This window comes from Actinosynnema sp. NPDC002837, from assembly GCF_040295345.1.
In the GTDB taxonomy this organism is placed as follows: Bacteria; Actinomycetota; Actinomycetes; order Mycobacteriales; family Pseudonocardiaceae; genus Actinosynnema.
Genome location: NZ_JBEOVG010000028.1, coordinates 24,959 through 48,716 on the forward strand (window position 1 = coordinate 24,959; position 23,758 = coordinate 48,716).

Sequence of the window (23,758 nt, forward strand, 5' to 3'; positions counted from 1 at the left end):
GCGCGATTTCCGACACACCCCACACACTGCACCGATGACCGATGGGCTGGTGCTGCGGACCGCGCGCCCCGAAGACCTCGAGCAGATCGGCGCGCTGCTCGTCGACCGCGGCGAACCGGCCGACGCCGTCGACCACCGCCTGGTGGTCCAGGACCCGGACGCGGGCTGGGAGGCGTGCGCGGTCGTCGTGGACGGCGACAAGGTCGTGTCCACCGCGACCCTGCTGGACGAGACGCTGGTGCTCGACGGGCTGGAGATCCCGGCGGGCCAGGTCGAGCTGGTCGCCACCGACCGCGCCTACGAGGGCCGCGGGCTGGTGCGCGCGCTGATGGGGTGGGCGCACGAGCGGTCCGCCGCGCGCGGCCAGCTGGTGAACGTGATGCTCGGCATCCCGTACTTCTACCGCCGGTTCGGCTACACGTACGCGATCCCGATCTCGGCCACCCGGCCGGTGACGGGCCGTCCCGACGGCGGTGGGCACGCGTTGCGCGAAGCGGGTGCCGAGGACATCCCGGCGATGGCCCGGCTCCAGGACGCCGAGCAGGCGCGGGCCGACCTGCGGATGCCGCACTCCCCCGGCCTGTGGCGGTGGTTGGTGGCCCGCGACGGCAGCACGCAGTGGCTGGTGGAGCGGGACGGCGTGCCGGTCGCCACGGGTCGCACCACCCCGCCGGACGAAGGCGCGCGGCTGTGCGAGGTGGCGGCCGTCGACGAGGCGGCGGCGCACGCGCTGCTCGCGTTGACCGGTGCCGAGGAGGTGACCGAGCGGCCGGGGTCGGTGGCGGGTGAGGCGCTGGAGCCGTTCCTCGGGCTCGCGGAGCCGGACGCGGCCTCGTACTACGTGCGGATCGGCGACCCGGTGGCGGTGCTGGAGCACCTGCGGCCGGTGTTCGGGCGGCGGTTGCGGGAGGCCGGGCTCGGCGACCGGGAGGGCAAGGCGGTGGTCTCGTTCTACGGGTCGCACGTGCGGCTGCCGTTCAAGGCGGGCGAGGTCGGTCCCGTGGTGGCCGGCGGGCGGATGCAGGCGCCGGGCGCGGCGGGTGGCGGCGGCGTGGCGCCGGACCTGCTGGCGTCGCTGCTGTTCGGCCCGCACGGTCTGCGCGGCCTGACCGCGCGGGAGCCGGACGTGTACCCGGGCCCGAACGCCGAGCTGATGCACGCCCTGTTCCCGCCGGTGCGCGGCGACCTGATGACGTTCTACCTGCCGTAGGTCAGGCGGCGGCCAGGTCAGGTGGCGGCCCGGAACAGCTCGCGCGCCTCGGTGATCGCCCGGGTCAACGCCTCGGGTTCCGGCCGCAGTCCCGCGACGATCTCGTCGACACCGCGCAGTCCGGCCTCCTGCAACAGCCGCTTCTCGTTCGTCGTCCACTGACCGCGTGCGGCGAGCACGGCGTGCGCGGTCTGGAGCGCGGCGGTGACCAGCGTGGCCGCGACCTCGGCCAGCCGGCCGCTCGGCGCGTGCGCGGAGAGGGCGTAGTCCAGCGTCAAGGCCGCCTTCTCGCGCCAGACCGCGGGCGCCGCCGCGCGCAGCGCCTCCGGGTAGGTCGGGCGGGGCAGGTCGCCGCGCAGCACCCGGTGCCGCGCGAGCTCGCCGACGACCAGGTAGCTGGGGATGCCGGCGAGGTGGAACAGCAGCGGCTCCCAGTGGAAGCGGCCCTGCTCGGCCTCGGCGAGTTCGCGCTCGACCACGTCGAGGTCGCGGTAGTGGACGTCGACGCGCCGGCCGTCCACGGTGAGCCAGGCTCCGCCGTTGAAGACGCCGCCGCCCCACTCGCCGATCTCCGAGACCTGCCCCTCCCACCCGACCGCGCGCAGGTCGGCGGGGTCGAAGGCGCCCCGGTAGTAGACGGCGAGGTCCCAGTCGCTGTCCGGGGTGCCGGTGCCTTGGGCACGCGATCCGCCGAGGGTGACGGCGTGCACGGCGGGCAGGGCCGCGAGCCGGTCGGCGACGTGGTCGAGGAACGTTTCGTCGGTCATGGGCACGGCGACATGCATAGCCGCCGGCCGGGGGCCGCGTCAGCCGAATTCTCCGTCAGAGGGTCGCGAACTCGACTCCCATCGCCACGCCCGCGAGCACGAGCAGCACGCCGGTGGCGGCGAGCGTGCGACGGTAGCCGGTGTCGCCGAGCCTGCGGCGTCCACGTGCGACGAGCAGGGCGATCACGACCTTGCCGCCGACCAGGGTGAGGTAGAACCCGGTCAGCAACGCCACGCCCGCGATCGCTGACGTGCGCCAAGTGGTGATGGTGAGCGGGCCGAGCGCGGTCGCCCACGCGATCCACGGGTGCGGGCTGAGCAGGTTCACCAGCACCGCTCGGCGCAGGGCCGCGGCATCCGGCGGAGGTTGGTCGGGCGAGGGCTGGGCGGTCAGTGAGGCCGAGCGGGCGTCGCGGACGGTCTGCACGCCGGTCCACACGACGAACACCGCGCCGACGACGCCGAGCACGCCCAGCGCCCGCTCCGGCAGGCGGTCCAGCAGGAGCAGGGTCACGGCGACCACGGCGGCGTCCGACAGCAGCGGCGCGCAGGCGGTCAGGGCGCCGGCCCTCCAGCCCGACCGCAGCGCCGACGACACCACCAGCACCAACAGCGGACCGGGGCTGATGCTCGCGGCCAGGCCGAGGGCCAGTCCCAACCCCAGTGCGTCCACGGCGGCAGACTAGGTCACGTGTCCGAGTTCGCCCGAGTCCTGGCCACCCTGCGGCAGATCCGCGGCCTCAGCCCGTTCTTCGCCCTGGACGTCGGCCGGCCCGACGACAGCTGGCACGACGGCGCGGCCCTGTCGCACGGCCCCGCCCTGCCCGACGCCCTCGACCGGATCTCCGCCCGGTACCGCACCGGGGAACGGCGGGTCGCCGCGTCGTTGTTCTTCCTCGGCTACACCGCGCGGCTGCTGAGCCCGGTCGTCGCCGCACGCGCGGTCGGCGGCGACGTGCCCGACATCCGCCCGGCCAACCTGTGGTGGCGCTACACCCCCGAAGGGCTCCAGGTCCGGCTCAAGGACCCCGTCACCGGCGTCGGCATCGCCGAGTCGCTGGAGCCGGTGGTCGAGGCGGTGCACGCGGTCACGCCGGTGGCCCGCGGCCTGCTGTGGGGCAACGCGGGGTCGTCTATGGCGGGCGCGCTGCGCACGATCAGCCGCAGCGGCGTCGACTGCGACGCGCTGGCCGCCGAGCTGTTCGCCGACCCACCGCTCAAGGACACCGGCGAGTTCATCCCGTTCCCCGGCGAGATCGCGTTCCGGCGGCGCAGCTGCTGCCTGTACTACCGGCTCGACGGCGGCGGCACGTGCGGTGACTGCCCGTTGCCGGCTCGTCGGAGGTGAGCGACGACAACTCGTCTGGTCGGTTGTGCCGGCCCTCGATCCACCTCTACGGTCGCAGCGCCGCAGTGGACGGGAAGCCGGTGTGAATCCGGCGCGGTCCTCGCCACTGTGACCGGGGAGCCAACCCGCCGAGAACGTCACTGGCCGCGCTCAGCGGCTGGGAAGACGCGGGGACGGCGTCGATCCGGGAGTCAGGAGACCGGCTGCGGCACGAGTTGTTGTTGACCTTCCACGAGGTATGGAGGAGGCCGTCATGACGAGCCCCGCGCACCCCCTTTCCACTCCCGTCCCCAAGTGGGCCTACGCCGTCGCGCTGGTCGCGTTGACCGTGACCTGGCTGGTCCTGCAGGAGAACGGCATCGCGCTCGGCCACGCCGCCGAGACCGTGCACGAGTTCTTCCACGACGGGCGCCACGCGCTCGGCGTCCCGTGCCACTAGGCGCGGGCGCCATGTCGACGAACACCTACAAGGGCCTGTTGCTGCGCGGTCTCGGCGCGGGCGCGGTGGCCGGGCTGCTCGCGGGCCTGGTCGGCGTGCTGGTGGTCGAGGCGCCGATCCGGGCGGCGCTGGCCGTCGAGCAGGCCCGGCCCGCGGCGCCCGACGCGGGTCACGGGCACGGCGAGCTGTTCAGCCGCGGCACGCAGGTGGTCGGCGGTGTGCTCGCCGCGGTCGTGGTGGGCGTCGCCGTCGGCGCGCTGTTCGCCACCGCCTACGCGGGGTCGCGGCGCTGGTTCGCCTCGAAGGCGCCGTTCGTCCGGGCGGTGGCGCTGTCGGCGGCGGCGTTCGGGGCGGCGGCGCTGCTGCCCGCGGTGAAGTACCCGGCCAACCCGCCGGCGGTGGGCGACCCGGACACGGTCGAGTACCGCACGGTGCTCTACCTGGGGCTGATCGCGGCCGGGCTGCTGGTCGCGGTCGGTGCGAGCTACCTGGCTTCCCGGCTGGGCCGCCTCGGCACGCCGGTCCGGGCCACCGCCGTGGCCTCGGCCGTGGTGGCGGCGGTGGTCGTGCTGCTGGTCGCGTTCCCGGCGACGCCGGACGCCGTGCCGTCCGACCTGCCGGGCAGCGTGCTGTGGGAGTTCCGGCTGGCCTCCCTCGCCGAGACGGCCACGCTGTGGCTCGGCCTCGGCGTCGTGTTCGGCCTGCTGGTCGACCCGGCCACGAGACGGGCCAGGTCGGCCGTCTAGCAGGCTGGTCGGTCTCAGCCGTCCAGCAGCCGGGCGAGCGCCTCCAGGTCCACCCCCACCAGGGACTCCCGGAACACGCGGCGCTCGCCCGGCTCGACCGGCACGTCGCACGGCACGACCAGGACCGTGCAGCCGGCGGCCACGGCGGAGGCGACGCCGGTCGGCGAGTCCTCGATCGCGACGCACCGGGTCGGGTCGACGCCGAGCAGCCGGGCGGCCTTCAGGTACGGCTCGGGCAGCGGCTTGTTGCGGCGGTCCACCTCGTCGCCGCACACCGTGACGTCGAACAGGTCGCGCCCGATGGTGTCCAGCGCGACCTCGGTCAACTGCCGCTCGGTCGACGTCACCAGCGCCATCGGCACGCCCGAGTCGCGGACCGCGCGCAACGCCTCACGCGCGCCCGGCCGCCAGGGCAGCCCGGCGCGGAACACCTCCTCGGTGCGCCGCATGATCCACGCCGCGCCGTCGGCGACGTCCTCCTCGGACGGCCGCTCGACGCCCACTTCCGCGAACAGCATCGACATCGTCCGGGGCACGCTCGACCCGACCATCGCCTGCCTGGTCGCGAGCGACAGCGTGCCGCCCAGCTTCTCGACGAACTCGTAGAGCGGGATGTCCCACAGCTTCTCGGAGTCCAGCAGCGTGCCGTCCATGTCCCACAGCACAGCCTCGACCGTCATGTACGTCCTTCGTTGATCACGCGTGGTCGTGTCCTTCACCTGTTCGACGCAAGTATCCCGGACTGTTACGCACGGAGCGTGACCGAGGGTGGGAGGGTCGGCGCCCGGTCCGGCCGGGTCGAGGACGAACCCGCCGCCGTGCCCGGCACGGCCTCACGTGCGAGTTCGGCACCCCGACGTGACAATCCGACGATCTTCTCCGTGACGTCCCGCTCGACGGGATCGGCCCCGAAGGTGTTGGTCTTCACGACGTCCGCGCCGGCTTCGTGGTGGCCGCGGCGGGCTTGGCGCGCGACCTCGGACGTGATCACGTCCACGATCTCGTCGCACCCTCGTGACCTGCGAAATCATCGTGGTTCGGACAGGCGGGCCGGGGCTCGGGGCCCGTGACGCCCGCCGTGAGGTGGACGCGGTCGGCGGGCGCGCCCGGGGAAGGCGGCGGGACACGAACCGACATGCGCCAAGCCTACGGCGTCGGGTGTGCGGCAGGGGTCGTAGTCTGGCCGCGTGACCGATCCGGACCAGGCCGCCCAGACCCCCTTCGACCCCAGCAAACCGCTCACCAACCCGATCATGGTGGCGGCGTTCGAGGGGTGGAACGATGCTGGCGACGCCGCCAGCACGGCGATCGAACACCTGCAACTCACGTGGGACGCGACGCCGTTGGCGGAGATCGATCCGGACGACTACTACGACTTCCAGGTGACCCGACCCACCGTCCGACTGGTGGACGGTGTCACCCGACGGGTTGAATTCCCGACGACCCGCCTGTCGGTCTGCCGCCCGCCCGGGTCGTCCACCGACGTGGTGCTCGTGCACGGGATCGAACCGAACATGCGGTGGCGGAAGTTCGCCGCCGAGCTGCTCGGCCACATCGAGGACCTGGGCGTGACCACCGTGGTCACGCTGGGTGCGCTGCTGATGGACACCCCGCACACCCGGCCGGTGCCCGTGACGGGGACGGCGTACGACGAGGCGGCGGCGGCGAAGTACGGGCTGGAGCGGTCGCGGTACGAGGGGCCGACCGGGATCGTCGGCGTGTTCCAGGACCTGTGCGTGCAGGCGGGCGTGCCCGCGATCTCGTTCTGGGCGGCCGTGCCGCACTACGTGTCCCAGCCGCCCTCGCCGAAAGCGACGCTGGCGCTGCTGCACCGGGTCGAGGAGGTGCTGGACGTCGAGGTGCCGCTCGGCGCGCTGCCCGAGCAGGCCGAGGAGTGGGAGCGCACGGTCAGCGAGATGGCCGACGAGGACGAGGACGTGCGCAACTACGTGCGGGCGTTGGAGGAGCGCGGGGACGCGGAGCTCCAGATCACCGAGGCGAGCGGTGACGCGATCGCGGCCGAGTTCGAGCGGTACCTGCGGCGGCGTGGCCGCGGGCCGGGCCGCGGGCCGACCGGGATGTGACTCCGCCCGACCCGACGACCCGGACCTGCCGAACCGCGCGGCTTCGCGGAGGTACTCGCCGAGGGGACCCCTGCTTTTACCCTGCCGCGCAGGACCGACGATGTCGCCGGTGAAACCGGCTCCTGTGGACAAGTCCCGGGTCCGGGTGGCGGCGTTGTACGCCGGTGGGTTCCTCGGGCCCTTCGGTGGCGCGATGACCACGTCCGTGCTGCCCGAGGTCGGCGGGGACTTCGGCATCTCCGCCGGTGCGGCGGCGGCCACGCTGACCGGGTACCTCGTGCCGTTCGCGCTGCTCATGCTGGTCTCCGGCACGTTGGGTGAACGGTGGGGCGCACGACGGACCGTCCGCGTCGCGTACGCCGTCTACGTGCTGGCCTCCGCGTTGTGCGCGGTGTCGTGGTCGTTCCCCGTGTTGATGGGCGGGCGGGCCGTGCAGGGTGCGGCCAACGCGTTCACCACTCCCCTGCTGCTGGCGGCGATCGCGGCGGTGACGCCGAAGGCCCGGTTGGGGCGGGCGCTGGGCGTGTTCGCGTCCACGCAGGCCGCCGGGCAGACCTCCGCGCCGTTGCTGGGCGGGCTCGCGGCCGAGGCGTCGTGGCGGTGGGCGTTCGTCGGCGCGGCGGTGGTGGCGGGCGCGTTGGCGGTGGTCGGGTTGCCCGCCGACCTGCCGCGCGACGCCGCACGTCCCCGGCTGCGCAGCGCCTGGCGGGCCCGGACGTTGCGGCCGGCCGCGGTCGGGTTCGTGGCCTGGGGTTGCCTGGGCGGGCTGTCGTTCCTGGTGGCACTGCGGTTGGGTGACTCGTTCGGGTTGAGCGCGGGGCAACGAGGGCTGGTGCTGACCGGGTTCGGGCTGGTCGGGATCTTCACCGCACGGCTGACGGGGTGGTCGATCGACCGGTTCGGCGCGCGGCGGTGGGCGGTGGTCGGCGCGGCGGTCGGCGGGGTGCTGCTGGTCGGCGTCGGCGTGCTGCCGTCGGTGGTCGCGGTCGGGCTGTCGTGGGCGGCGGCGGGCGCGTTCAGCCAGGCGGTGGTCGTCGGGCTGAACGCGCTGGTGCTGTCCTCGGACGAGGCGAACCGGGGCGGGTCGGTGTCGGTGGTGCAGTCGTTGCGGTTCCTGGGTGGCGCGGTGTCGCCGGTGGCGTTCGTGCCGCTGTACGCCCTCGACCCGGTGAGCGCGTTCCTCGTGCCCGCCGGGCTGGTGCTGGCCGTCCCGCCCGTCCTGCTGCTCAGCCGCCGGTCACGCCCCTGGCCGGAACCCGGGTGCCGAGGGTGAGCAGCGCCAGCACGCCGGCCGCCAGGTAGAGCGCGGCCTGGCCGTTGAGCAGCGCGGACAGGCCGAGCACGGGCGTGAGGGCGCCGGCGAGCACCATGCCGAGCGCCTGACCGCCGTCGTAGAGGCTGACGAACGTCGCCATCACCCGGCCGCGCACCTCGTCGGAGGCGTGCAACTGGAGCACCGACATCATCCCGGCGCCCGCGATCACGCCCGGCACGCCCACCACCACGAACGCGGCCAGGTAGAACACCAGCGCGGTGGTCACGTGCGGCCCGTTCCAGCCGAGCGCGGCGACCGCGGCGAAGCCGACCAGCGACACGCCCAGGAGCCTGCCGGGCTCGAGCCGGCGGGCCAGCGCGCCGACCAGCAGGCCGCCGAGCAACCCGCCCACCGCCTGCACGCCGCGCAGCAACCCCACCTCGGCCGCCCCGCCGCCGAGCCGTTCGGTCACGAACACCACGAACAGCACCACGAACAGGCCCTGGCCGGTCGCCATCAACACGACCACGGCGACCATCGGCCGCAACGGGCCGCGGATCTCCCGCAGGCCGTCCAGCCAGGCCCGCCACGCGGGTTTCCCCGCCGCACGGACGGGGTCCTCCGTGCCGAGGGTCGCCAGCAGGGCCGCCGCGAGCAGGAACGACGCCACGTCCGCCAGCACCACGCCCGCCAGCCCGGTGTACCCCAGGAGCAGGCCGCCGAGCGAGGCGCCGACCAGCCGCGCCAGGTTGGCGTTCAGGCCCACCAGCCCGTTGGCCGCCGGCACCTGGTCCCGCGGCACCAGCGTCGGCAGCAACGCGTTCTTGGCCGGTTCGAACAACGCCGCCAACGCGGCCTGCACCGCCGTGACCACGTTCACCAGCACCAGGTCGCCGGTCAGCAGCGGCAGCAGGGCGACCGCCTGCGCGAGGCTCACCAGCAGCATCAGCTTCCGCCGGTCCCACCGGTCGGCCAGCACGCCGGCCAGCGGCGACAGCGCCAGGCTCGGCAGCAGCGCCACCACGAACGTCGTCGCGGTCGCCGCCGCCGAGCCGGTGCGCTGGTACACGTAGACCGGGAGCGCGACCAGCAGCACCCAGTCGCCGATCTCGGAGACGAACCCGGCGACCCACAGCCGGCGGAACGCGGGCACACCCAGCGGCCCGTTCACCGCGGGAACGCCCGGATCCCGACGTGCGCGGGCAGCGCCCCCTCGGGCACGTCCCGGCGCACCGGCACCAGGTACGGCCGCAGGATGTCGTCGATCATGCCGACCAGGCCGGAGAGCTCCTCGGCGGTCACGTTGACCGTGTAGCCGTGCATCGCGGAGGCTTCCAGCCACTCGCGCGGCAGCTCGTGCTGCCGGTCCAGGAAGCGCTGGACCAGCCGGTTGTCCTCGTTGAGGCCCAACGCGATCAGCGCGTCCTGCTGGGTGCGCACCTCCGGGTCGTCGTCGAACGCGCCGACGTCGTAGCCGACCGAGGTGGCCCGCCACGGCCGTTCCCGCCCGTCGCCCGCCTCGACCCGTTCGACGAAACCGGACTTCGCCAGCTGCCGCAGGTGCCAGCTGCAGTTGGAGGCGGTCGACCCGACCGCCTCGGCGCACTCGCTCGCCGTGCGGGGACCGACCGCCAGCAGGTGGTTCAGCAGCGACACGCGCAGCGGGTGCGCCATCGCCTTCAGCGCGTCGGCATCGGTGACCCGTCGGGGCCCTGGGAGATCCATGGCCCCGACGGTATACCTGAAAGAGTTCTTTCGAAAGAGTCCTTTCAGATCCTCAGCCGACGTCCCGCCGCCGGAACCCGACAAAGCCGACCGCCACCAGCGCCGCCGCGACCAGCGTCAACCACAGCAGCGGCGTCGCGGTCACGTCCGCGCCCGGAACCTTGGGGATGTGCGTGAACGGCGAGAGGTCCATGGCCCACTGGTCGAGCTGGAGCAGCGGCCCGAGCTGGCCGAGCACCAGGAACACCACGATCACCGCCCAGCTCGCCGACGCCAGCTTCGGCGCCAGCGCGAACAGCGCCAGCGCGAGGCCCGCGACCACCCAGACCGCCGGGACGTGCGTCAACGCCGCGCCGACCAACCGCACGACCTGGCCGCCGACGTCCCCGACGCGCGCGCCGTGCACCAGCCCCGCGCCCAGGCCCGCGGCGGCCAGCACGACGGCCGTGCCGACGGTCGCGAACAGCAGGTGGCCGCCGACCCACGCGAACCGGCTGACCGGCGTGGCCAGCACCGGCTCGGCCCGGAACTCGGTCTCCTCGGTGCGCAGCCGCAACGTCGACTGCACCACGTAGATCGCGCTGAACAGGGCGATGATGCCGATGATCGACGCCAGGTAGACGTCGACGATCGCGCCGGCGCCGCCCAGCTGCGCGATGATCTTCTGCAACGCCGGGTTGGCCTCCAGCATCTGCTCGACGCCGCGCGCGACCGACCCGTAGACGGCGCCGAGCACGAACAGGCTCAGCGTCCAGCCGATCAGCATGCCCCGCTGCAACCGCCAGGCCAGGCCGAACGCGCTGCCCAGCGAGCCGGGCGCGCGGGCCGGGCCGAGCCGGGTGGGCAGCAGGCCGCCGCCGAGGTCGCGCTTGGTCACCAACGTCGACGCGACCGCGATCAGCACCGCGAACAACGCCACCGGCAGCAGCAGCACCCAGTACCGGTCGCCCGCGAACGCCCTCGTCAGCTCCAGCCACCCCAGCGGCGACAGCCAGGTCAGCCACGTCGGCCCCTCGTCGCCCGCCGCGTCGCCGACGGCCCGCAGCAGGTAGGCGGCACCGAGCACGGCGCCGGAGATCGAGTTGGCCGTGCGCGCGCTCTCGGACAGCTGCGCGCTGACCGCGCCGACGCCGGTGAACACCCAGCCGACGGACGCGAACGCGAGGCCGAGCGCGAACGACCCGGACGCCGACTCGCCGAGACCGGTCAGGCCGAGCGCGACGAGCAGGCCGATCACGGTGCTCGCCAGCAGCGCCACCACCACGGCGGCGGCCAGCGGCGCGTGCCGGGAGACGACGGCCGAGCCGATCAGCTCCAGCCGGCCCGACTCCTCCTCCGCCCTGGTGTGCCGGGTGACCAGGAACAGGCACATCAGGCCGACGAGCAGCGCGCCGAACACGCCCCACCGCCAGGCCAGCACGCCGCCGGTCGTCGACGCGTCGTAGAGCGGGCCCAGCATGGCCAGGAACGCCGGGTTGCTGCCCGCCGTCGCGCCCAGCTGCTGCCGCGACTCGGGCGAGCCGTACAGCTCGCCCACGGTCGACGCGGTCGACAGCGTGATGCCGACCAGGCCGAGGGTCCAGACGGCCAGCAGCAGCCGGTCGCGGCGCAGCGCCAGGCGCACCAGCGAGCCGAGGCCGGTCACGACGACATCGCCCCTTCGGCCTGCCCGGCGGGCAGCTCGTCCTCGTAGTGGCGCAGGAACAGCTCCTCCAGCGTGGGCGGCTGGCTGGTCAGCGTGCGGACCCCGCTGGCGACCAACGCGCGCAGCGCCGCGTCCAGGTGGTCGGTGTCGACCTCGAACCGCACCCGGTTCCCCTCGACCACCAGGTCGTGCACGCCGGTCAGCCCGGCCAGCCCGGACGGCTCGCCGACCAGCTCGGCGGAGACGCTGGTGCGGGTGAGGTGGCGCAGGTCGGCCAACGTGCCGGTCTCGACGGTGCGGCCGTTGCGGATGATGCTGACCCGGTCGCACAGCGCCTCGACCTCGGCCAGGATGTGGCTGGACAGCAGCACGGTCCGCTCGCCGCGCAGCTCGTTCACCGCCTCCTGGAACACGGCCTCCATCAGCGGGTCGAGCCCGGAGGTCGGCTCGTCCAGGATCAGCAGCTCCACGTCCGAGGCCAGCGCCGCGACCAGGGCCACCTTCTGCCGGTTGCCCTTGGAGTAGGCGCGGCCCTTCTTGCGCGGGTCCAGCTCGAAGCGCTCCAGCAGCTCGGCGCGGCGCTTCTCGTTCAGCCCGCCGCGCAGCCTGCCCAGCAGGTCGATCACCTCGCCGCCGGTCAGGTTCGGCCACAGGCTCACGTCGCCGGGCACGTAGGCGAGCCTGCGGTGCAGCTCGGCCGTGTCGCGCCACGGGTCGCCGCCCAGCAGCGACGCGGAGCCCGCGTCGGCGCGCAGCAGGCCCAGCAGGACGCGGATGGTGGTTGACTTGCCCGACCCGTTGGGGCCGAGGAAGCCGTGCACCTCCCCCTCGCGGACGGTCAGGTCGAGACCGTCGAGCGCACGCGTCGGGCCGAAGGTCTTGACCAGGCCCGACACGGATATGGCAGCAGTCATGGACGGTAAGTTACAGTCATTTCACAAAGTCGTGAAGTTAAGGAAGCGTATAAACTGCCACCCGGTCAGCGGACCTCGAAGGGATGATCCGGCGGTGACACAGGTGGACGAGCGGGACGACCAGGCCGTGCTGCGCTTCATCGAGCGCTTCTCCTCGGTGTTCACCGAGTCCGGCATGGCGAGGATGCCCGCCAGGGTGTTCGTCGCGCTGCTCGCCGCCGACTCCGGCGAGATGACCTCCGCCGAGCTGGCCGACCTGCTGCGCGTCTCCCCCGCCGCCATCTCCGGCGCGGTCCGGTACCTCACCCAGGTCGGCCTGGTGAGCCGGGAGCGGGAGACGGGCACGCGCCGCGACATCTACCGCGTGCTCGACGACCTCTGGTACGAGGCGCTGTTCCGCCGCGACGAGATGCTCCGCCGGATGACCGGGCCGCTCAAGGAGGGCATCAGCGCGCTCGGCGCCGACACGCCCGCGGGCAGGCGGATCACCGAGACCCTCATGTTCTTCGAGTTCTTCCACGCCGAGCTGCCGAACATGCTCAAGCACTGGCGGACGTACCGGGACGAGCGACTGGGCGCGCCGGGTTCACCCGACCGGCCCTCCGAACCCTCGTGATCGTGCTGGATCGAACCTGATTCGACGTAGTTACGACTATCGGCGCTAACGGGCGACCGGTTTTGTCCCGACCATGCATGTGACCAGGTCGCTCCACCCGTTCGCGCGGACGTTCCCATCCCCTGCATCGCACGGCCGACCGGCGCACCCGCCCGGCACGGCCGCGCAGCCCTGCCCAAAGGGAGAACCCTCCATGGGAGACGCCCGAACCACCAGAAGACTGGCCGTGCTCGGCCTGGCCGCCGTGTCGGCCGCCGCGCTGGCCTTCGCGAACGTCGGCGTGGCGGCGGCCGAGGGCGACGTGCTCGGCGCCGAGCGCGCCGACGCCGTCCCCGGCTCCTACATCGTGGCCCTCAACGACGCGTCGTCGCCGAGATCCGCCTCCGCCTCGACCGCGTCCTCGCTGGTCGACAAGTACGGCGGCCAGGTCCGCGTGGCCTGGCAGCACGCGCTCAACGGCTTCCACGCCACCATGTCCGCGGCGCAGGCCAGGCGCCTGGCCGCCGACCCGCGGGTCGCGTTCGTGCAGGCCGACCTGCCGATCTCGATCGACGCGGTCCAGCCGAACCCGCCGTCGTGGGGCCTGGACCGCATCGACCAGCGCAACCTGCCGCTGGACAGCGCCTACAACTACGCCACGACCGCGAGCAACGTGCGGGCGTACATCATCGACACGGGCATCCGGACGACCCACTCCGACTTCGGCGGCCGGGCGACCTGGGGCACCAACACGGTCGACACGAACAACACCGACTGCAACGGCCACGGCACCCACGTCGCCGGCACCGTCGGCGGCACCGCGCACGGCGTCGCCAAGGGCGTGCGGCTGATCGCGGTCAAGGTGCTCAACTGCGCCGGCTCCGGCACCACGGCGGGCGTGGTGAACGGCGTCAACTGGGTCACCCAGAACGCCGTCAAGCCCGCGGTCGCCAACATGTCGCTCGGCGGCGGCGTCGACACCGCCCTGGACACCGCGGTGCGCAACTCCATCGCCGCGGGCATCACCTACGCGGTCGCGTCGGGCAACTCCAACGCCAACGCGTGCAACTACTCCCCGGCGCGGGTCGCCGAGGCGCTGAGCGTGAACGCGTCCACCAACACCGACGCGCGCGCCTCGTTCTCGAACTACGGCACCTGCACCGACCTGTTCGCGCCCGGCCAGAACATCACCTCGGCGTGGATGACCAACGACACCTCCACGAACACGATCAGCGGAACGTCGATGGCCTCGCCGCACGTGGCCGGCGCCGCCGCGCTGTACCTGGCGGACAACCCGACCGCGACCCCGCCGACGGTGAACGCGGCGATCGTCGCCGCCGCCACCTCCGACAAGGTCACCAGCCCGGGCACCGGCTCGCCGAACAAGCTGCTGTTCACCGGCACGTCGACCCCCGGCGGCCCGGCCGTGACCAACCCGGGCAACCAGTCGACCGTCGTCGGCACGGCGGTCAGCCTGCAGTTGTCCGCGAGCGGCGGCACCGTGCCGTACACGTTCTCGGCCACCGGCCTGCCGGCCGGCCTGTCGATCAGCTCCTCGGGCCTGGTCAGCGGCACGCCGACGGCCACCGGCACGTCCTCGGTGACGGTGACGGCGACCGACTCGGCGTCGCGCACCGGCAGCACCACGTTCACGTGGACGGTCACGTCCACCGGCGGGTCCTGCGACGCGGTCACCAACGGCACCGACGTGACGATCGGCGACAACTCCGACGTGAGCAGCCCGATCGCGCTGACCTGCGCCACGAACGCCTCGGCGACCACGAGCGTGCAGGTCGACATCGTGCACACCTACATCGGTGACCTCGTCGTCGACCTGGTCGCGCCGGACGGCACGGTGTACAACCTGCACAACCGCAGCGGCGGCGGCACCGACAACATCAACCGCACCTTCACCGTGAACGCCTCCTCCGAGGCCGCCGCGGGCACCTGGAAGCTGCGCGTCCGCGACCAGGCGTACCTGGACACGGGCTACATCAACAGCTGGACGCTCGACGTCTGAGCGTGACGTGACCGGCGGGGCCGCCCCACTTCGGGACGGCCCCGTTCGCGTGTCGCCACTACGCGCGGCAGGAGGTGCGGGCGGGTCCGGTCAAGCCCCTTCCGCGGGGCTTTAGAGCTCCACGCCGAGCAGCGAGTCGGCCGCGGCGCGGAACAGGGTCGGGCCCGCGTGGTCCGAGCCGCCGGTCGAGAGGGCCTCGGCCGCCCACGCGTCCAGCGCGGCCAGCGCCTTGGGCGTGTCGAGGTCGTCGCCGAGGTGGTCGCGCAGGCGGGCGACGGTGGCGACCGCGCTCGGCCCCGTCGACAGGGCCGCCGCGAGCCGCCACTTCGCGAGCCTCGCCTCGGCCTCGGCCAGCAGGCGGTCGCTCCACGTCCGGTCGGTGCGGTAGTGGCCCGCGAACAACGCCAGCCGCACCGCGTTCGGGTCGACCTTCTGCGCCCGCAGCTTGGACACGAAGACCAGGTTGCCGCGCGACTTGGACATCTTCTCGCCGTCCAGCCCGATCATGCCCGCGTGCACGTAGTGCCGGGCGAACGGGTGCTCGCCGGTCGCCGCCTCGGCGTGCGCGGCGGAGAACTCGTGGTGCGGGAAGATCAGGTCCGACCCGCCGCCCTGCACGTCGAACGACGTGCCGAGCCGGTTGAGCGCGATGGCGCTGCACTCGATGTGCCAGCCGGGGCGGCCGGGGCCCAGCTCCGACGGCCACGACGGCTCGCCCGCCCGGGCGGCGCGCCACAGCAGCGCGTCCAGCGGGTGGCGCTTGCCGGGCCGGTCCGGGTCGCCGCCGCGCTCGGCGAAGTACTTGGCCATCGTCTCCAGGTCGTAGTTCGACTCGTAGCCGAACCGCCCGGTCGCCGTGTGGTCGAAGTAGACGTCCGGGTGCTCGGGGTCGTCGACCCGGTACGCCGCGCCGCCGGCCAGCAGCTTCCCGATGACCTCGACCACCTCGGGGATCGCGTCGACCGCGCCCACGTAGTCGCGCGGCGGCAGCACCCGCAGGCTCACCATGTCCTCGCGGAACAGCGCGGTCTCCCGCATGCCCAGGACCACCCAGTCGTCCTGGTCGCGCTCGGCCCGCTCCAGCAGCGGGTCGTCGATGTCGGTCACGTTCTGCACGTAGTGCACGTCGTGGCCGTTGTCCAGCCACACCCGGTGGACCAGGTCGAACGCCAGGTAGGTGGCCGCGTGCCCGAGGTGCGTGGCGTCGTACGGGGTGATGCCGCAGACGTACAGCCTGGCGGTGGCGCCGGGGGCGGTCGGGCGCACCTCACCGGTGGCGGTGTCGAACAGCCGCAACGGGCGCGGCTCCCCCGCTACCCGCGGGACAGGAGTGGATGACCAGGTCTGCATGTGAACGACCCTAACTCGCCGGTCGGACGGGCCACGAAGCGTCCGCACCGCGGGACGCGGGCGTACCCTCTGACCAGGGGACCTGGGAGATGGTCGCGATGATCCTGGACATCGTCATCGGCGCGCTGGGCCTGTTCGCCGTCGGCCTCGCGAGCAGCGCGCGCATCGTCAAGCAGTACGAGCAGGGCCTGGTGTTCCGCTTCGGCAGGGTGCGACCGGCGCTGCGCGGGCCGGGGCTGACCATGGTCGTGCCGGGCATCGACCGGCTGCGGAAGGTGAACCTCCAGATCGTCACCCAGCCCATCCCGGCTCAGGACGGCATCACCCGCGACAACGTCACCGTGCGCGTGGACGCCGTCGTGTACTTCAAGGTGGTCGACGCGGTGCGCGCCGTCGTCACGGTCGAGGACTACCGGTTCGCCATGCTCCAGGTCGCGCAGACGTCGTTGCGCTCGATCATCGGCAAGAGCGAGCTGGACGACCTGCTGTCCAACCGGGAACGCCTCAACCAGGGCCTGGAGCTGATGATCGACAACCCGGCGGTGTCCTGGGGCATCGAGATCGACCGGGTCGAGATCAAGGACGTGGCGCTGCCGGAGAGCATGAAGCGGTCCATGTCGCGGCAGGCCGAGGCGGAGCGGGAGCGGCGGGCGCGCATCATCACCGCCGACGGCGAGCTGCAGGCGTCGAAGAAGCTGTCCGAGGCCGCCGCGGCCATGTCCGCCACGCCAGCCGCGCTGCAGCTCAGGCTGCTGCAGACCATCGTCGAGGTGGCGGCGGAGAAGAACTCGACCCTGGTGCTGCCGTTCCCGGTCGAGTTGCTCCGCTTCCTCGAACGGGCGTCGGGCGCGATAGAACAGCAGGTCACGGTGCCCAAGCAGGGCTGAGCGTTTGCCCCGTGCGACGGACGGGGGGACGATGTGGTCTGGCTCACGTCGTCAGGACGAGGGAGGCGGCATGACCGCGCTCAAGCCGGAACCGGTGATCACCCACCCGGGTGCGGCCCGACGACGGTCCAAGGGCTCGGTGCTGCTGGGGCTGCTCCGCACGACCGACCCGAAGCAGATCGGGATCCTCTACCTGGTCACGTCGTTCATGTTCTTCATGGTCGGTGGCGTGATGGCCCTGCTCATCCGCGGCGAGCTGGCCCGGCCGGGGCTCCAGTTCCTGTCCAACGAGCAGTACAACCAGCTGTTCACGATGCACGGCACGATCATGCTGCTGCTGTACGCGACGCCCATCCTGTTCGGCTTCGCCAACTACATCCTGCCGCTGCAGATCGGCGCGCCGGACGTGGCGTTCCCCCGGCTCAACGCGTTCTCCTACTGGTTGTTCCTGTTCGGCGGGCTGACCGTGATGGCCGGTTTCCTCACCCCCGGCGGGGCGGCGGACTTCGGCTGGACCGCCTACACGCCGTTGACCAGCGCCATCCACAGCCCGGGCATCGGGCCGGACCTGTGGATCATGGGGCTGGCGGTGTCCGGCCTCGGCACGATCCTCGGCGGGGTCAACATGGTCACGACGGTGTGCTGCCTGCGCGCGCCCGGCATGACCATGTTCCGGATGCCGATCTTCACCTGGAACATCTTCGTCACCAGCATCCTGATCCTGCTGGCGTTCCCGATCCTCACCGCCGCGCTGATGGGCCTGGCCGCCGACCGGCACCTCGGCGCGCACGTGTTCGACCCCGCCAACGGCGGCGTGATCCTGTGGCAGCACCTGTTCTGGTTCTTCGGCCACCCCGAGGTCTACATCGTCGCGCTGCCGTTCTTCGGCATCGTGTCGGAGATCTTCCCGGTGTTCAGCCGCAAACCGCTGTTCGGCTACAAAGGACTGGTCTTCGCCACGTTCGCCATCGCCGCGCTGTCGGTGGCGGTGTGGGCGCACCACATGTTCGCCACCGGAGCGGTGCTGCTGCCGTTCTTCTCGCTGATGACGTTCCTAATCGCGGTGCCCACCGGCATCAAGTTCTTCAACTGGATCGGCACCATGTGGAAGGGGTCGATCACCCTGGAGACGCCGATGCTGTTCAGCATCGGGTTCCTCATCACGTTCCTGCTCGGCGGGCTGACCGGCATCATCCTGGCGTCGCCGCCGCTGGACTTCCACGTCACCGACACGTACTTCGTGGTGGCCCACTTCCACTACGTGCTGTTCGGCACGATCGTGTTCGCCACCTACGCGGGCCTGTACTTCTGGTTCCCCAAGATGACCGGGCGGATGCTCAACGAGCCGCTGGGCAAGCTGCACTTCTGGACCACGTTCCTGGGCTTCCACGGCACGTTCCTGATCCAGCACTGGCTCGGCAACATCGGCATGCCCCGCCGGTACGCCGACTACCTGCCCGGCGACGGCTTCACCCTGATGAACACGATCTCCACGATCGGGGCATTCCTGCTGGGCGCGTCCGTGCTGCCGTTCGTGTGGAACGTGCTGCGCAGCTACCGGTTCGGCGACCCGGCCGAGCGCGACGACCCGTGGGGCTTCGGCAACTCCCTCGAATGGGCGACGACGTGCCCGCCGCCGCGGCACAACTTCACCGAGCTGCCGCGGATCCGGTCCGAGCGGCCCGCGTTCGAGCTGCACTACCCGCACATGGTGGAGCGGATGCGCGACGAGTCCCACTTCTCGCTGCGGCCCGGCAAGCACCGGGTCGAACCCGACGCCACGACCGAGAAGGCCCTCGCCTCGACCGAGCGGGAGCGCGGGACGAAGGACGAGGTCAAGGAGGACCGGCAGGACTGAGCCGGCCGCATTGTCGGGCGTTCGCCTGATAGTCGGGCACCTGGTTGCTTCCCTACGGTGATGTGTCCCAGTCGGGACGGGGTTTCCGGACGACCGTTGGGGAGGACCTCGGATGTCACGAGGCAGAACGGCACGGCTGCGTGCCGCCGTGAGCGCTTGCCTGGCCGCCGCGGCCGGGCTGGTGGTGTTCGCGTCACCGGCGCAGGCCGCGCCGTCGTTCCAGTTGCCGTTCGCGTGCGGGCAGGAGTGGCGGCTGGACACCTGGGCGCACAGCCCCGCGCTCGACATGGTGCGCGAGCCGGACCAGGTCGGCACGCTGGGCGCGGCGCTGCTGGCGCCGGCGGCCGGCACGGTGAACAAGTCCACCTACCACGACAACGCCGGCCACCTGATCCAGATCAACCACGGCGGCGGCCACTTCACCACCTACATCCACCTCGACTCGCGCGCGGTCGGGGTCGGCGCGCGAGTCGCCCGGGGTCAGCTGATCGGGCGGGTCGGCAAGAGCGGCCCCACCTCCAACGGCCACCCGCACCTGCACTACGAGCAGGGCTTCGACGCGAACGGCGACGGCAGCGCCACCTGGGGCTTCGCCGGCGCGGAGCGCGTGGCGGCGACGTTCGACGGGGTCACCTACACCGGGGCCTCGCGGACCTGGCGTGACGTCACGAGCCGCAACTGCCAGGAGGAGCCCGACCTCGAACGGGTGTCGGACTTCAGCGGCGACGGCCACTCCGACGTGCTGGGCGTCAACGCCGCAGGCGACCTGCTCTACTACCCCAACAACGGCCTCGCACTCTCCACGCCCAAGCAGATCGGCCACGGCTGGGGCTCGTTCTCCCAGGTCACGGCCGCGGACTTCAGCGGCGACGGGAACGCGGACGTGCTCGGCGTCAGCGCCGCGGGCGACCTCCTCTACTACCCGAACAACGGCCTGGCGCTCTCGTCACCGAAGCAGATCGGGCACGGCTGGGGCTCGTTCTCCCACGTCATGGCAGCCGACTTCAGCGGCGATGGCCACGCCGACGTGCTCGGCGTCAACGCCGCCGGCGACCTGCTCTACTACCCCAACAACGGCCTCGCACTCTCCACGCCCAAGCAGATCGGCCACGGCTGGGGCTCGTTCAGCCACGTCATGGCAGCCGACTTCAGCGGCGACGGACACGCCGACGTGCTCGGCGTCAACGCCGCCGGCGACCTCCTCTACTACCCGAACAACGGCCTGGCCCTCTCCACGCCCAAGCAGATCGGCCACGGCTGGGGCGCGTTCAAGCAGGTCTTCGCGTCCGACTTCAGCGGTGACGGGCACGCCGACGTGCTCGGCGTCGACGCCGCAGGCGACCTGCACTACTACCCGAACAACGGCCTGGCGCTCTCGTCACCGAAGCAGCTCGGACACGGTTGGGGCGCGTTCCCGCACGTGATGTGACCTCCGGGGGTGGCGCGGACCCGGCCGGGGACGCGCCACCCTCCCGTCAGCGGCGCTTGCGGGACCGCAGGTAGTCGCTGACCACGGCCGCGCCCAGGCCGTCCTCGCCGGGTGCGACGACCCGGCCGCCGGACCGCCGGGCCACCGTGTCGACGAACCTGGTCAGCCTCGGGTCGTCGCCGAGCCGGAACACCGTGATCGACGCGCCGAGCCGGGCCAGGTTGTCGACCTCGACCAGGGTCTTGCCGATGGTCCGCGGCAGCGGCGGGTACTGGAACTCGGCGTCGCCGGTCGCCTCCAGGTGCGCGGTCGGCTCGCCGTCGGTGACCACCAGGACCACCGGCTGCGCGTCGGGGTGCTTGCGGACGTGCCGCCCCGCCAGCAGCAGCGCGTGGTGCAGGTTCGTGCCCTGCTCCCACACCCCTTCCAGGGCGGTGAGCCGGCCGATGTCGACGGTCTCGGCGTGCCGGCCGAACGTGATCAGCTCCAGCGCGTCGGTGCGGAACCTGGTCCGCACCAGGTGGTGCAACGCCAGCGCGGTGCGCTTCATCGGCACCCACCGGCCGTCCTGCACCATCGACCAGGACGTGTCCACGCACAGCGCGACCGCCGCTCGTGACCGCTGCTCGGTCTCGCTCACCTCGACGTCGACCACGTCGAGCTCGACCGGGCCGCCCGCAGACCGCAGCACGGCGTTGGTGACGGTCCGCGGCACGTTCCACGGCTCGGTGTCCCCGAACCGCCACGGCCGGGTCGACCCGATCAGCTCACCGGCCGCGCCGGCGGACGAGTTGTCCCGCTGACCCTGCTCGCGGGCGCTGTCGAGCACGCCGCGCAACGCCGTCTCGCCCAACCGCCGCAACGCCTTCGGCGTCAGCCGCAGCGAGCCGTCCGGCGCGCGTTCCAGCAGGTTCTGCGACCGCAGCTCGCGTTCCAGCTCGGCCAGCCGCCGCGCGTCGACGCCCGCCTCCGCGCCGAGCTGCCGGACCAGCGCCTCCAAGTCGATGTCCTCCAGCCGCGCGCCGGGGTAGCCCTGCGAGAGCTGCTCGGCCAACGCGTCCAGCTCGGCCAGGTCCGCCATCGCCTGCGCGCCCTCGCCCAGGCCCAGCGGGTTGTTGCCGCGGAACCGCGCCGAGCCGTCCCAGTCCTCCCCCGGCCGCAGCCCTTGCAGCAGGGCGTCCAACCGGGACAGTTGCGAGCCGACGCCCGAGTTGCCGAACGCCTGCTGCGACAACGACGACAGCTCCTGGCGCTGCTCCTCGGACATCGAGTTCATCATGCGCTGGGCGGCGGCGGACCGGGCGGCCAGCGCGTCGATCAGCTCGTCGACCGACTCCGGGTTCTCCGGGAAGAACTCGCCGTGCTCGCGCATGAACCGCTCGAACCGCTCGCCCGTGTCCTCGCCGGCGGCGTGCGCGGCGAGCAGGCCGTTGAGGTCGTCCAGCATGGACTGGATGCGCTGCACGTCCTCGGGCCGGACGTTCTCCATGGCCTGCTTCATGCCCTGGAAACGCTGGTCCATCAGCTCGCGGCCGAGCAGGTTGCGGATCTGCTCGTAGGACTCACGGGCCTGTGGGGAGCGCCAGTCGTACTCGGCCAGCTCGCTCACGGCCGCCGCGGTCGACTGCGGCAACGCGTCCAGCCGGGCCTCGCGGAACCGCGCCTCGTCGTCCGGGTCGGGGAACAGCGCGGCCCGTTCGGCGGCCAACGCCTCCTCCAGCAGCCGCTGGATCTCCTGCAACGTGCCGTCGAGCCGGTGACGCCGGGTCAGCGCGGCGCGCTTCTGCCACAGCCGGGCGGTCAGGTCGTCCAGGCCGCGGGTGCCGGGCAGGCCCCGGCGCAGCAGCTCGCGCAGCGCCGAGGCGGGTGAGGAGCCCTCCATGACCTCGCGGCCGAGCTCGTCCATGGCCGCGCGCAGGTCGGTCGGCGGGGCGAGCGGGTCGGGCCCGTCGACGTACCGGCCGTACCGGTAGGCGCTCATCCGTACACCGTCCGGTCGTCGTCGCTGTCCTTGGACAGCTGACGGGTGAGGTAGAGCGATTCCAACGCCAGCTCGACGGCCGACGCGATGCGTCCCGCCGGGTCCTTGGGCCCGGCGCCGACCCGCTGCGCCACGTCGTGCAGCAAGGGCAGTTCGGGCAGCGCGGCCAGCATGTCGCCGGGGTGCACGCGTTCACCGGTGGCCACGGGGTGGCCGTCGGACACCAGCTCGGCCAGCGGCCGCAGGTCGATCCCCGCGAACGTGGACCGCGCCGCGTCCGCGGTCGCCCGGCGCAGCAGGTGGACCAGCACCTCCTGCTCGCGGCCCTCCTCGCCGGCCTCGAACTCCAGCTTGCCGCGCAGCACCTCCGTGACCGACTCCAGGTCGACCGGGCGGGCGATGGGCGGGTTCTCGCCGATCAGCGCGCTGCGGCGCAGGGCGCTGGCGGCCACCGTCTCCGCCGCCGCGACCGCGAACCTGGCCGACACGCCGGAGCGCTGGTCGATCGCGGACGACTCGCGCAGGTGCCGCACGAACCGGGCGATGACCTCCAGCAGGTGGTCGCCGACCTCGGCGACCAGGTGGGCCTCCTGGCGGACCAGCTCGACCTCGGCGCCGATCTCCAGCGGGTAGTGGGTGCGGATCTCCGCGCCGAAGCGGTCCTTGAGCGGCGTGATGATCCGGCCGCGGTTGGTGTAGTCCTCGGGGTTGGCGGTGGCGACGAGCAGGACGTCCAGCGGGAGCCGCAGCGTGTAGCCGCGGATCTGGATGTCGCGTTCCTCCATCACGTTCAGCAGCGCGACCTGGATGCGTTCGGCCAGGTCGGGCAGCTCGTTGACGGCGATGACGCCGCGGTGGGAGCGGGGCAGCAGGCCGTAGTGGATGGTCTCCGGGTCGCCGAGGCTGCGGCCCTGGGCGACCTTGACCGGGTCGACGTCGCCGACCAGGTCGCCGACGCTCGTGTCCGGGGTGGCGAGCTTCTCGGCGAACCTCTCGTCCCGGTGCTTCCAGGTGACGGGGAGCTCGTCGCCGAGTTCCTCCGCGCGGCGCTTCGACTCGGGGGTGATGGGGTCGAGCGGGTGCTCGTTCAGCTCGGCGCCCTCGATCACCGGGGTCCACTCGTCGAGCAGGCCGACGATGGTGCGCAGGAGCCGCGTCTTGCCCTGTCCCCGTTCGCCGAGGAGCACCACGTCGTGCCCCGCGAGGAGGGCGCGCTCCAGCTGCGGCAGGACGGTGCGGTCGAAGCCGACGATGCCGGGCCACGGGTCGCGGCCGTCGCGGAGGGCGGCCAGGAGGTTCTCCCGGATCTCGGCCTTGACCCCGCGCGGCAGATGACCGGCCGCGCGGAGGGCGCCTGCGGTGGTGGGAAGGTCAGAGGTCACTCCACCGAAGTTACGCACTGGCGGGCCGTCGGTCGACGTGAACCCACTCCACCTCGGGTTTCGCCCCTGGTGGACGCTTCGGCCCCGCGAATTGTCGGACCCTTCTGGGAGAATGAGAACAGG

22 protein-coding genes and 1 riboswitch are annotated in these 23,758 nt (G+C 72.5%); of the genes, 11 read left to right on the top strand and 11 right to left on the bottom strand.

From position 1 onward, the window contains the following. The first annotated feature begins 34 nt into the window (after nucleotides 1-34). Nucleotides 35-1,210, top strand: a complete 1,176-nt coding sequence (locus tag ABTZ99_RS20585) for a GNAT family N-acetyltransferase (RefSeq protein WP_499612995.1) — start codon at nucleotides 35-37, stop codon at nucleotides 1,208-1,210. A gap of 17 nt (nucleotides 1,211-1,227) precedes the next feature. On the opposite strand, the gene ABTZ99_RS20590 is transcribed toward ABTZ99_RS20585, so the two are convergent. Further along, entirely contained in the window at nucleotides 1,228-1,977 is a 750-nt protein-coding gene (locus tag ABTZ99_RS20590) for a nucleotidyltransferase domain-containing protein (protein WP_499612998.1), read from the bottom strand. Between the two features lie 55 nt (nucleotides 1,978-2,032). After that, the gene (locus tag ABTZ99_RS20595) at nucleotides 2,033-2,650 is read right to left on the bottom strand and encodes a LysE family translocator (RefSeq protein ID WP_499613000.1); all 618 of its coding nucleotides are present in this window, start codon (nucleotides 2,648-2,650) and stop codon (nucleotides 2,033-2,035) included. A gap of 18 nt (nucleotides 2,651-2,668) precedes the next feature. On the opposite strand from ABTZ99_RS20595, the gene ABTZ99_RS20600 reads away from it, so the two are divergent. From ABTZ99_RS20600 to ABTZ99_RS20610, 3 genes are all read left to right on the top strand, one after another. Further along, on the top strand, nucleotides 2,669-3,325 hold the full coding sequence (locus tag ABTZ99_RS20600) for a (2Fe-2S)-binding protein (RefSeq protein ID WP_499613003.1): 657 nt from the start codon (nucleotides 2,669-2,671) through the stop codon (nucleotides 3,323-3,325). A gap of 38 nt (nucleotides 3,326-3,363) precedes the next feature. Then, nucleotides 3,364-3,547, top strand: a riboswitch (cobalamin riboswitch). Between the two features lie 31 nt (nucleotides 3,548-3,578). Continuing rightward, nucleotides 3,579-3,764, top strand: coding sequence for a CbtB domain-containing protein (locus tag ABTZ99_RS20605; RefSeq protein ID WP_498775799.1), 186 nt, complete (start codon nucleotides 3,579-3,581; stop codon nucleotides 3,762-3,764). Nucleotides 3,765-3,775: 11 nt separating this feature from the next. Then, on the top strand, nucleotides 3,776-4,510 hold the full coding sequence (locus tag ABTZ99_RS20610) for a CbtA family protein (protein ID WP_498775797.1): 735 nt from the start codon (nucleotides 3,776-3,778) through the stop codon (nucleotides 4,508-4,510). Between the two features lie 14 nt (nucleotides 4,511-4,524). Here ABTZ99_RS20610 and ABTZ99_RS20615 read toward each other — a convergent pair whose 3' ends face one another. Beyond that, entirely contained in the window at nucleotides 4,525-5,190 is a 666-nt protein-coding gene (locus ABTZ99_RS20615; protein WP_498775795.1) for an HAD family hydrolase, read from the bottom strand. A 65-nt stretch (nucleotides 5,191-5,255) separates the two neighbouring features. Then, on the bottom strand, nucleotides 5,256-5,507 hold the full coding sequence (locus tag ABTZ99_RS20620) for a homocysteine S-methyltransferase family protein (RefSeq protein WP_499613007.1): 252 nt from the start codon (nucleotides 5,505-5,507) through the stop codon (nucleotides 5,256-5,258). Nucleotides 5,508-5,697: 190 nt separating this feature from the next. Between ABTZ99_RS20620 and ABTZ99_RS20625 the strand changes: the two genes are divergently transcribed. Together ABTZ99_RS20625 and ABTZ99_RS20630 are read left to right on the top strand one after the other, a co-directional pair. Beyond that, nucleotides 5,698-6,594: a PAC2 family protein gene (locus ABTZ99_RS20625; RefSeq protein ID WP_498775791.1), complete on the top strand. Its 897-nt coding sequence runs from the start codon at nucleotides 5,698-5,700 to the stop codon at nucleotides 6,592-6,594. 109 nt (nucleotides 6,595-6,703) lie between these two features. Further along, nucleotides 6,704-7,867, top strand: a complete 1,164-nt coding sequence (locus tag ABTZ99_RS20630) for an MFS transporter (RefSeq protein WP_499613010.1) — start codon at nucleotides 6,704-6,706, stop codon at nucleotides 7,865-7,867. Here ABTZ99_RS20630 and ABTZ99_RS20635 read toward each other — a convergent pair. Genes ABTZ99_RS20635 through ABTZ99_RS20650 form a run of 4 tightly spaced genes read right to left on the bottom strand, consistent with a single transcriptional unit; the run spans nucleotide 7,821 to nucleotide 12,133 of the window. Then, nucleotides 7,821-9,020 (bottom strand): MFS transporter, encoded by a 1,200-nt coding sequence (locus ABTZ99_RS20635; protein WP_499613013.1) that lies wholly within the window; start codon nucleotides 9,018-9,020, stop codon nucleotides 7,821-7,823. The genes ABTZ99_RS20630 and ABTZ99_RS20635 overlap by 47 nt on opposite strands. After that, the gene (locus ABTZ99_RS20640; RefSeq protein WP_499613016.1) at nucleotides 9,017-9,574 is read right to left on the bottom strand and encodes an ArsR/SmtB family transcription factor; all 558 of its coding nucleotides are present in this window, start codon (nucleotides 9,572-9,574) and stop codon (nucleotides 9,017-9,019) included. The genes ABTZ99_RS20635 and ABTZ99_RS20640 overlap by 4 nt, the downstream gene beginning before the upstream one ends. A gap of 52 nt (nucleotides 9,575-9,626) precedes the next feature. Then, nucleotides 9,627-11,219, bottom strand: coding sequence for an ABC transporter permease (locus ABTZ99_RS20645; protein ID WP_499613020.1), 1,593 nt, complete (start codon nucleotides 11,217-11,219; stop codon nucleotides 9,627-9,629). Continuing rightward, nucleotides 11,216-12,133 (bottom strand): ABC transporter ATP-binding protein, encoded by a 918-nt coding sequence (locus ABTZ99_RS20650; RefSeq protein WP_499613023.1) that lies wholly within the window; start codon nucleotides 12,131-12,133, stop codon nucleotides 11,216-11,218. The genes ABTZ99_RS20645 and ABTZ99_RS20650 overlap by 4 nt, the downstream gene beginning before the upstream one ends. Nucleotides 12,134-12,227: 94 nt before the next feature. On the opposite strand from ABTZ99_RS20650, the gene ABTZ99_RS20655 reads away from it, so the two are divergent. Together ABTZ99_RS20655 and ABTZ99_RS20660 are read left to right on the top strand one after the other, a co-directional pair. Continuing rightward, a complete protein-coding gene (locus ABTZ99_RS20655; protein WP_498775778.1) occupies nucleotides 12,228-12,749 on the top strand; it encodes a GbsR/MarR family transcriptional regulator in 522 nt (173 codons plus the stop codon). A 193-nt stretch (nucleotides 12,750-12,942) separates the two neighbouring features. After that, a complete protein-coding gene (locus ABTZ99_RS20660) occupies nucleotides 12,943-14,748 on the top strand; it encodes a S8 family peptidase (RefSeq protein WP_499613026.1) in 1,806 nt (601 codons plus the stop codon). Nucleotides 14,749-14,859: 111 nt separating this feature from the next. Here the strand turns inward: ABTZ99_RS20660 and mshC are convergent, their stop codons facing one another. After that, nucleotides 14,860-16,098 carry a cysteine--1-D-myo-inosityl 2-amino-2-deoxy-alpha-D-glucopyranoside ligase gene (gene mshC / locus ABTZ99_RS20665; protein ID WP_499613029.1) on the bottom strand — a complete coding sequence of 413 codons (1,239 nt, stop codon included), beginning with the start codon at nucleotides 16,096-16,098 and terminating at the stop codon, nucleotides 14,860-14,862. A gap of 98 nt (nucleotides 16,099-16,196) precedes the next feature. Between mshC and ABTZ99_RS20670 the strand changes: the two genes are divergently transcribed. From ABTZ99_RS20670 to ABTZ99_RS20680, 3 genes are all read left to right on the top strand, one after another. Beyond that, nucleotides 16,197-16,985: an SPFH domain-containing protein gene (locus ABTZ99_RS20670; protein ID WP_498776124.1), complete on the top strand. Its 789-nt coding sequence runs from the start codon at nucleotides 16,197-16,199 to the stop codon at nucleotides 16,983-16,985. Between the two features lie 70 nt (nucleotides 16,986-17,055). After that, nucleotides 17,056-18,843 (top strand): aa3-type cytochrome oxidase subunit I, encoded by a 1,788-nt coding sequence (ctaD, locus tag ABTZ99_RS20675; protein WP_499613032.1) that lies wholly within the window; start codon nucleotides 17,056-17,058, stop codon nucleotides 18,841-18,843. 112 nt (nucleotides 18,844-18,955) lie between these two features. Beyond that, nucleotides 18,956-20,272, top strand: coding sequence for an FG-GAP-like repeat-containing protein (locus ABTZ99_RS20680; RefSeq protein ID WP_499613034.1), 1,317 nt, complete (start codon nucleotides 18,956-18,958; stop codon nucleotides 20,270-20,272). A 46-nt stretch (nucleotides 20,273-20,318) separates the two neighbouring features. Here ABTZ99_RS20680 and ABTZ99_RS20685 read toward each other — a convergent pair whose 3' ends face one another. Further along, a complete protein-coding gene (locus ABTZ99_RS20685; RefSeq protein ID WP_499613037.1) occupies nucleotides 20,319-22,253 on the bottom strand; it encodes a vWA domain-containing protein in 1,935 nt (644 codons plus the stop codon). Further along, the gene (locus ABTZ99_RS20690) at nucleotides 22,250-23,635 is read right to left on the bottom strand and encodes a sigma 54-interacting transcriptional regulator (RefSeq protein WP_498775766.1); all 1,386 of its coding nucleotides are present in this window, start codon (nucleotides 23,633-23,635) and stop codon (nucleotides 22,250-22,252) included. The genes ABTZ99_RS20685 and ABTZ99_RS20690 overlap by 4 nt, the downstream gene beginning before the upstream one ends. Nucleotides 23,636-23,758: the final 123 nt, after the last annotated feature.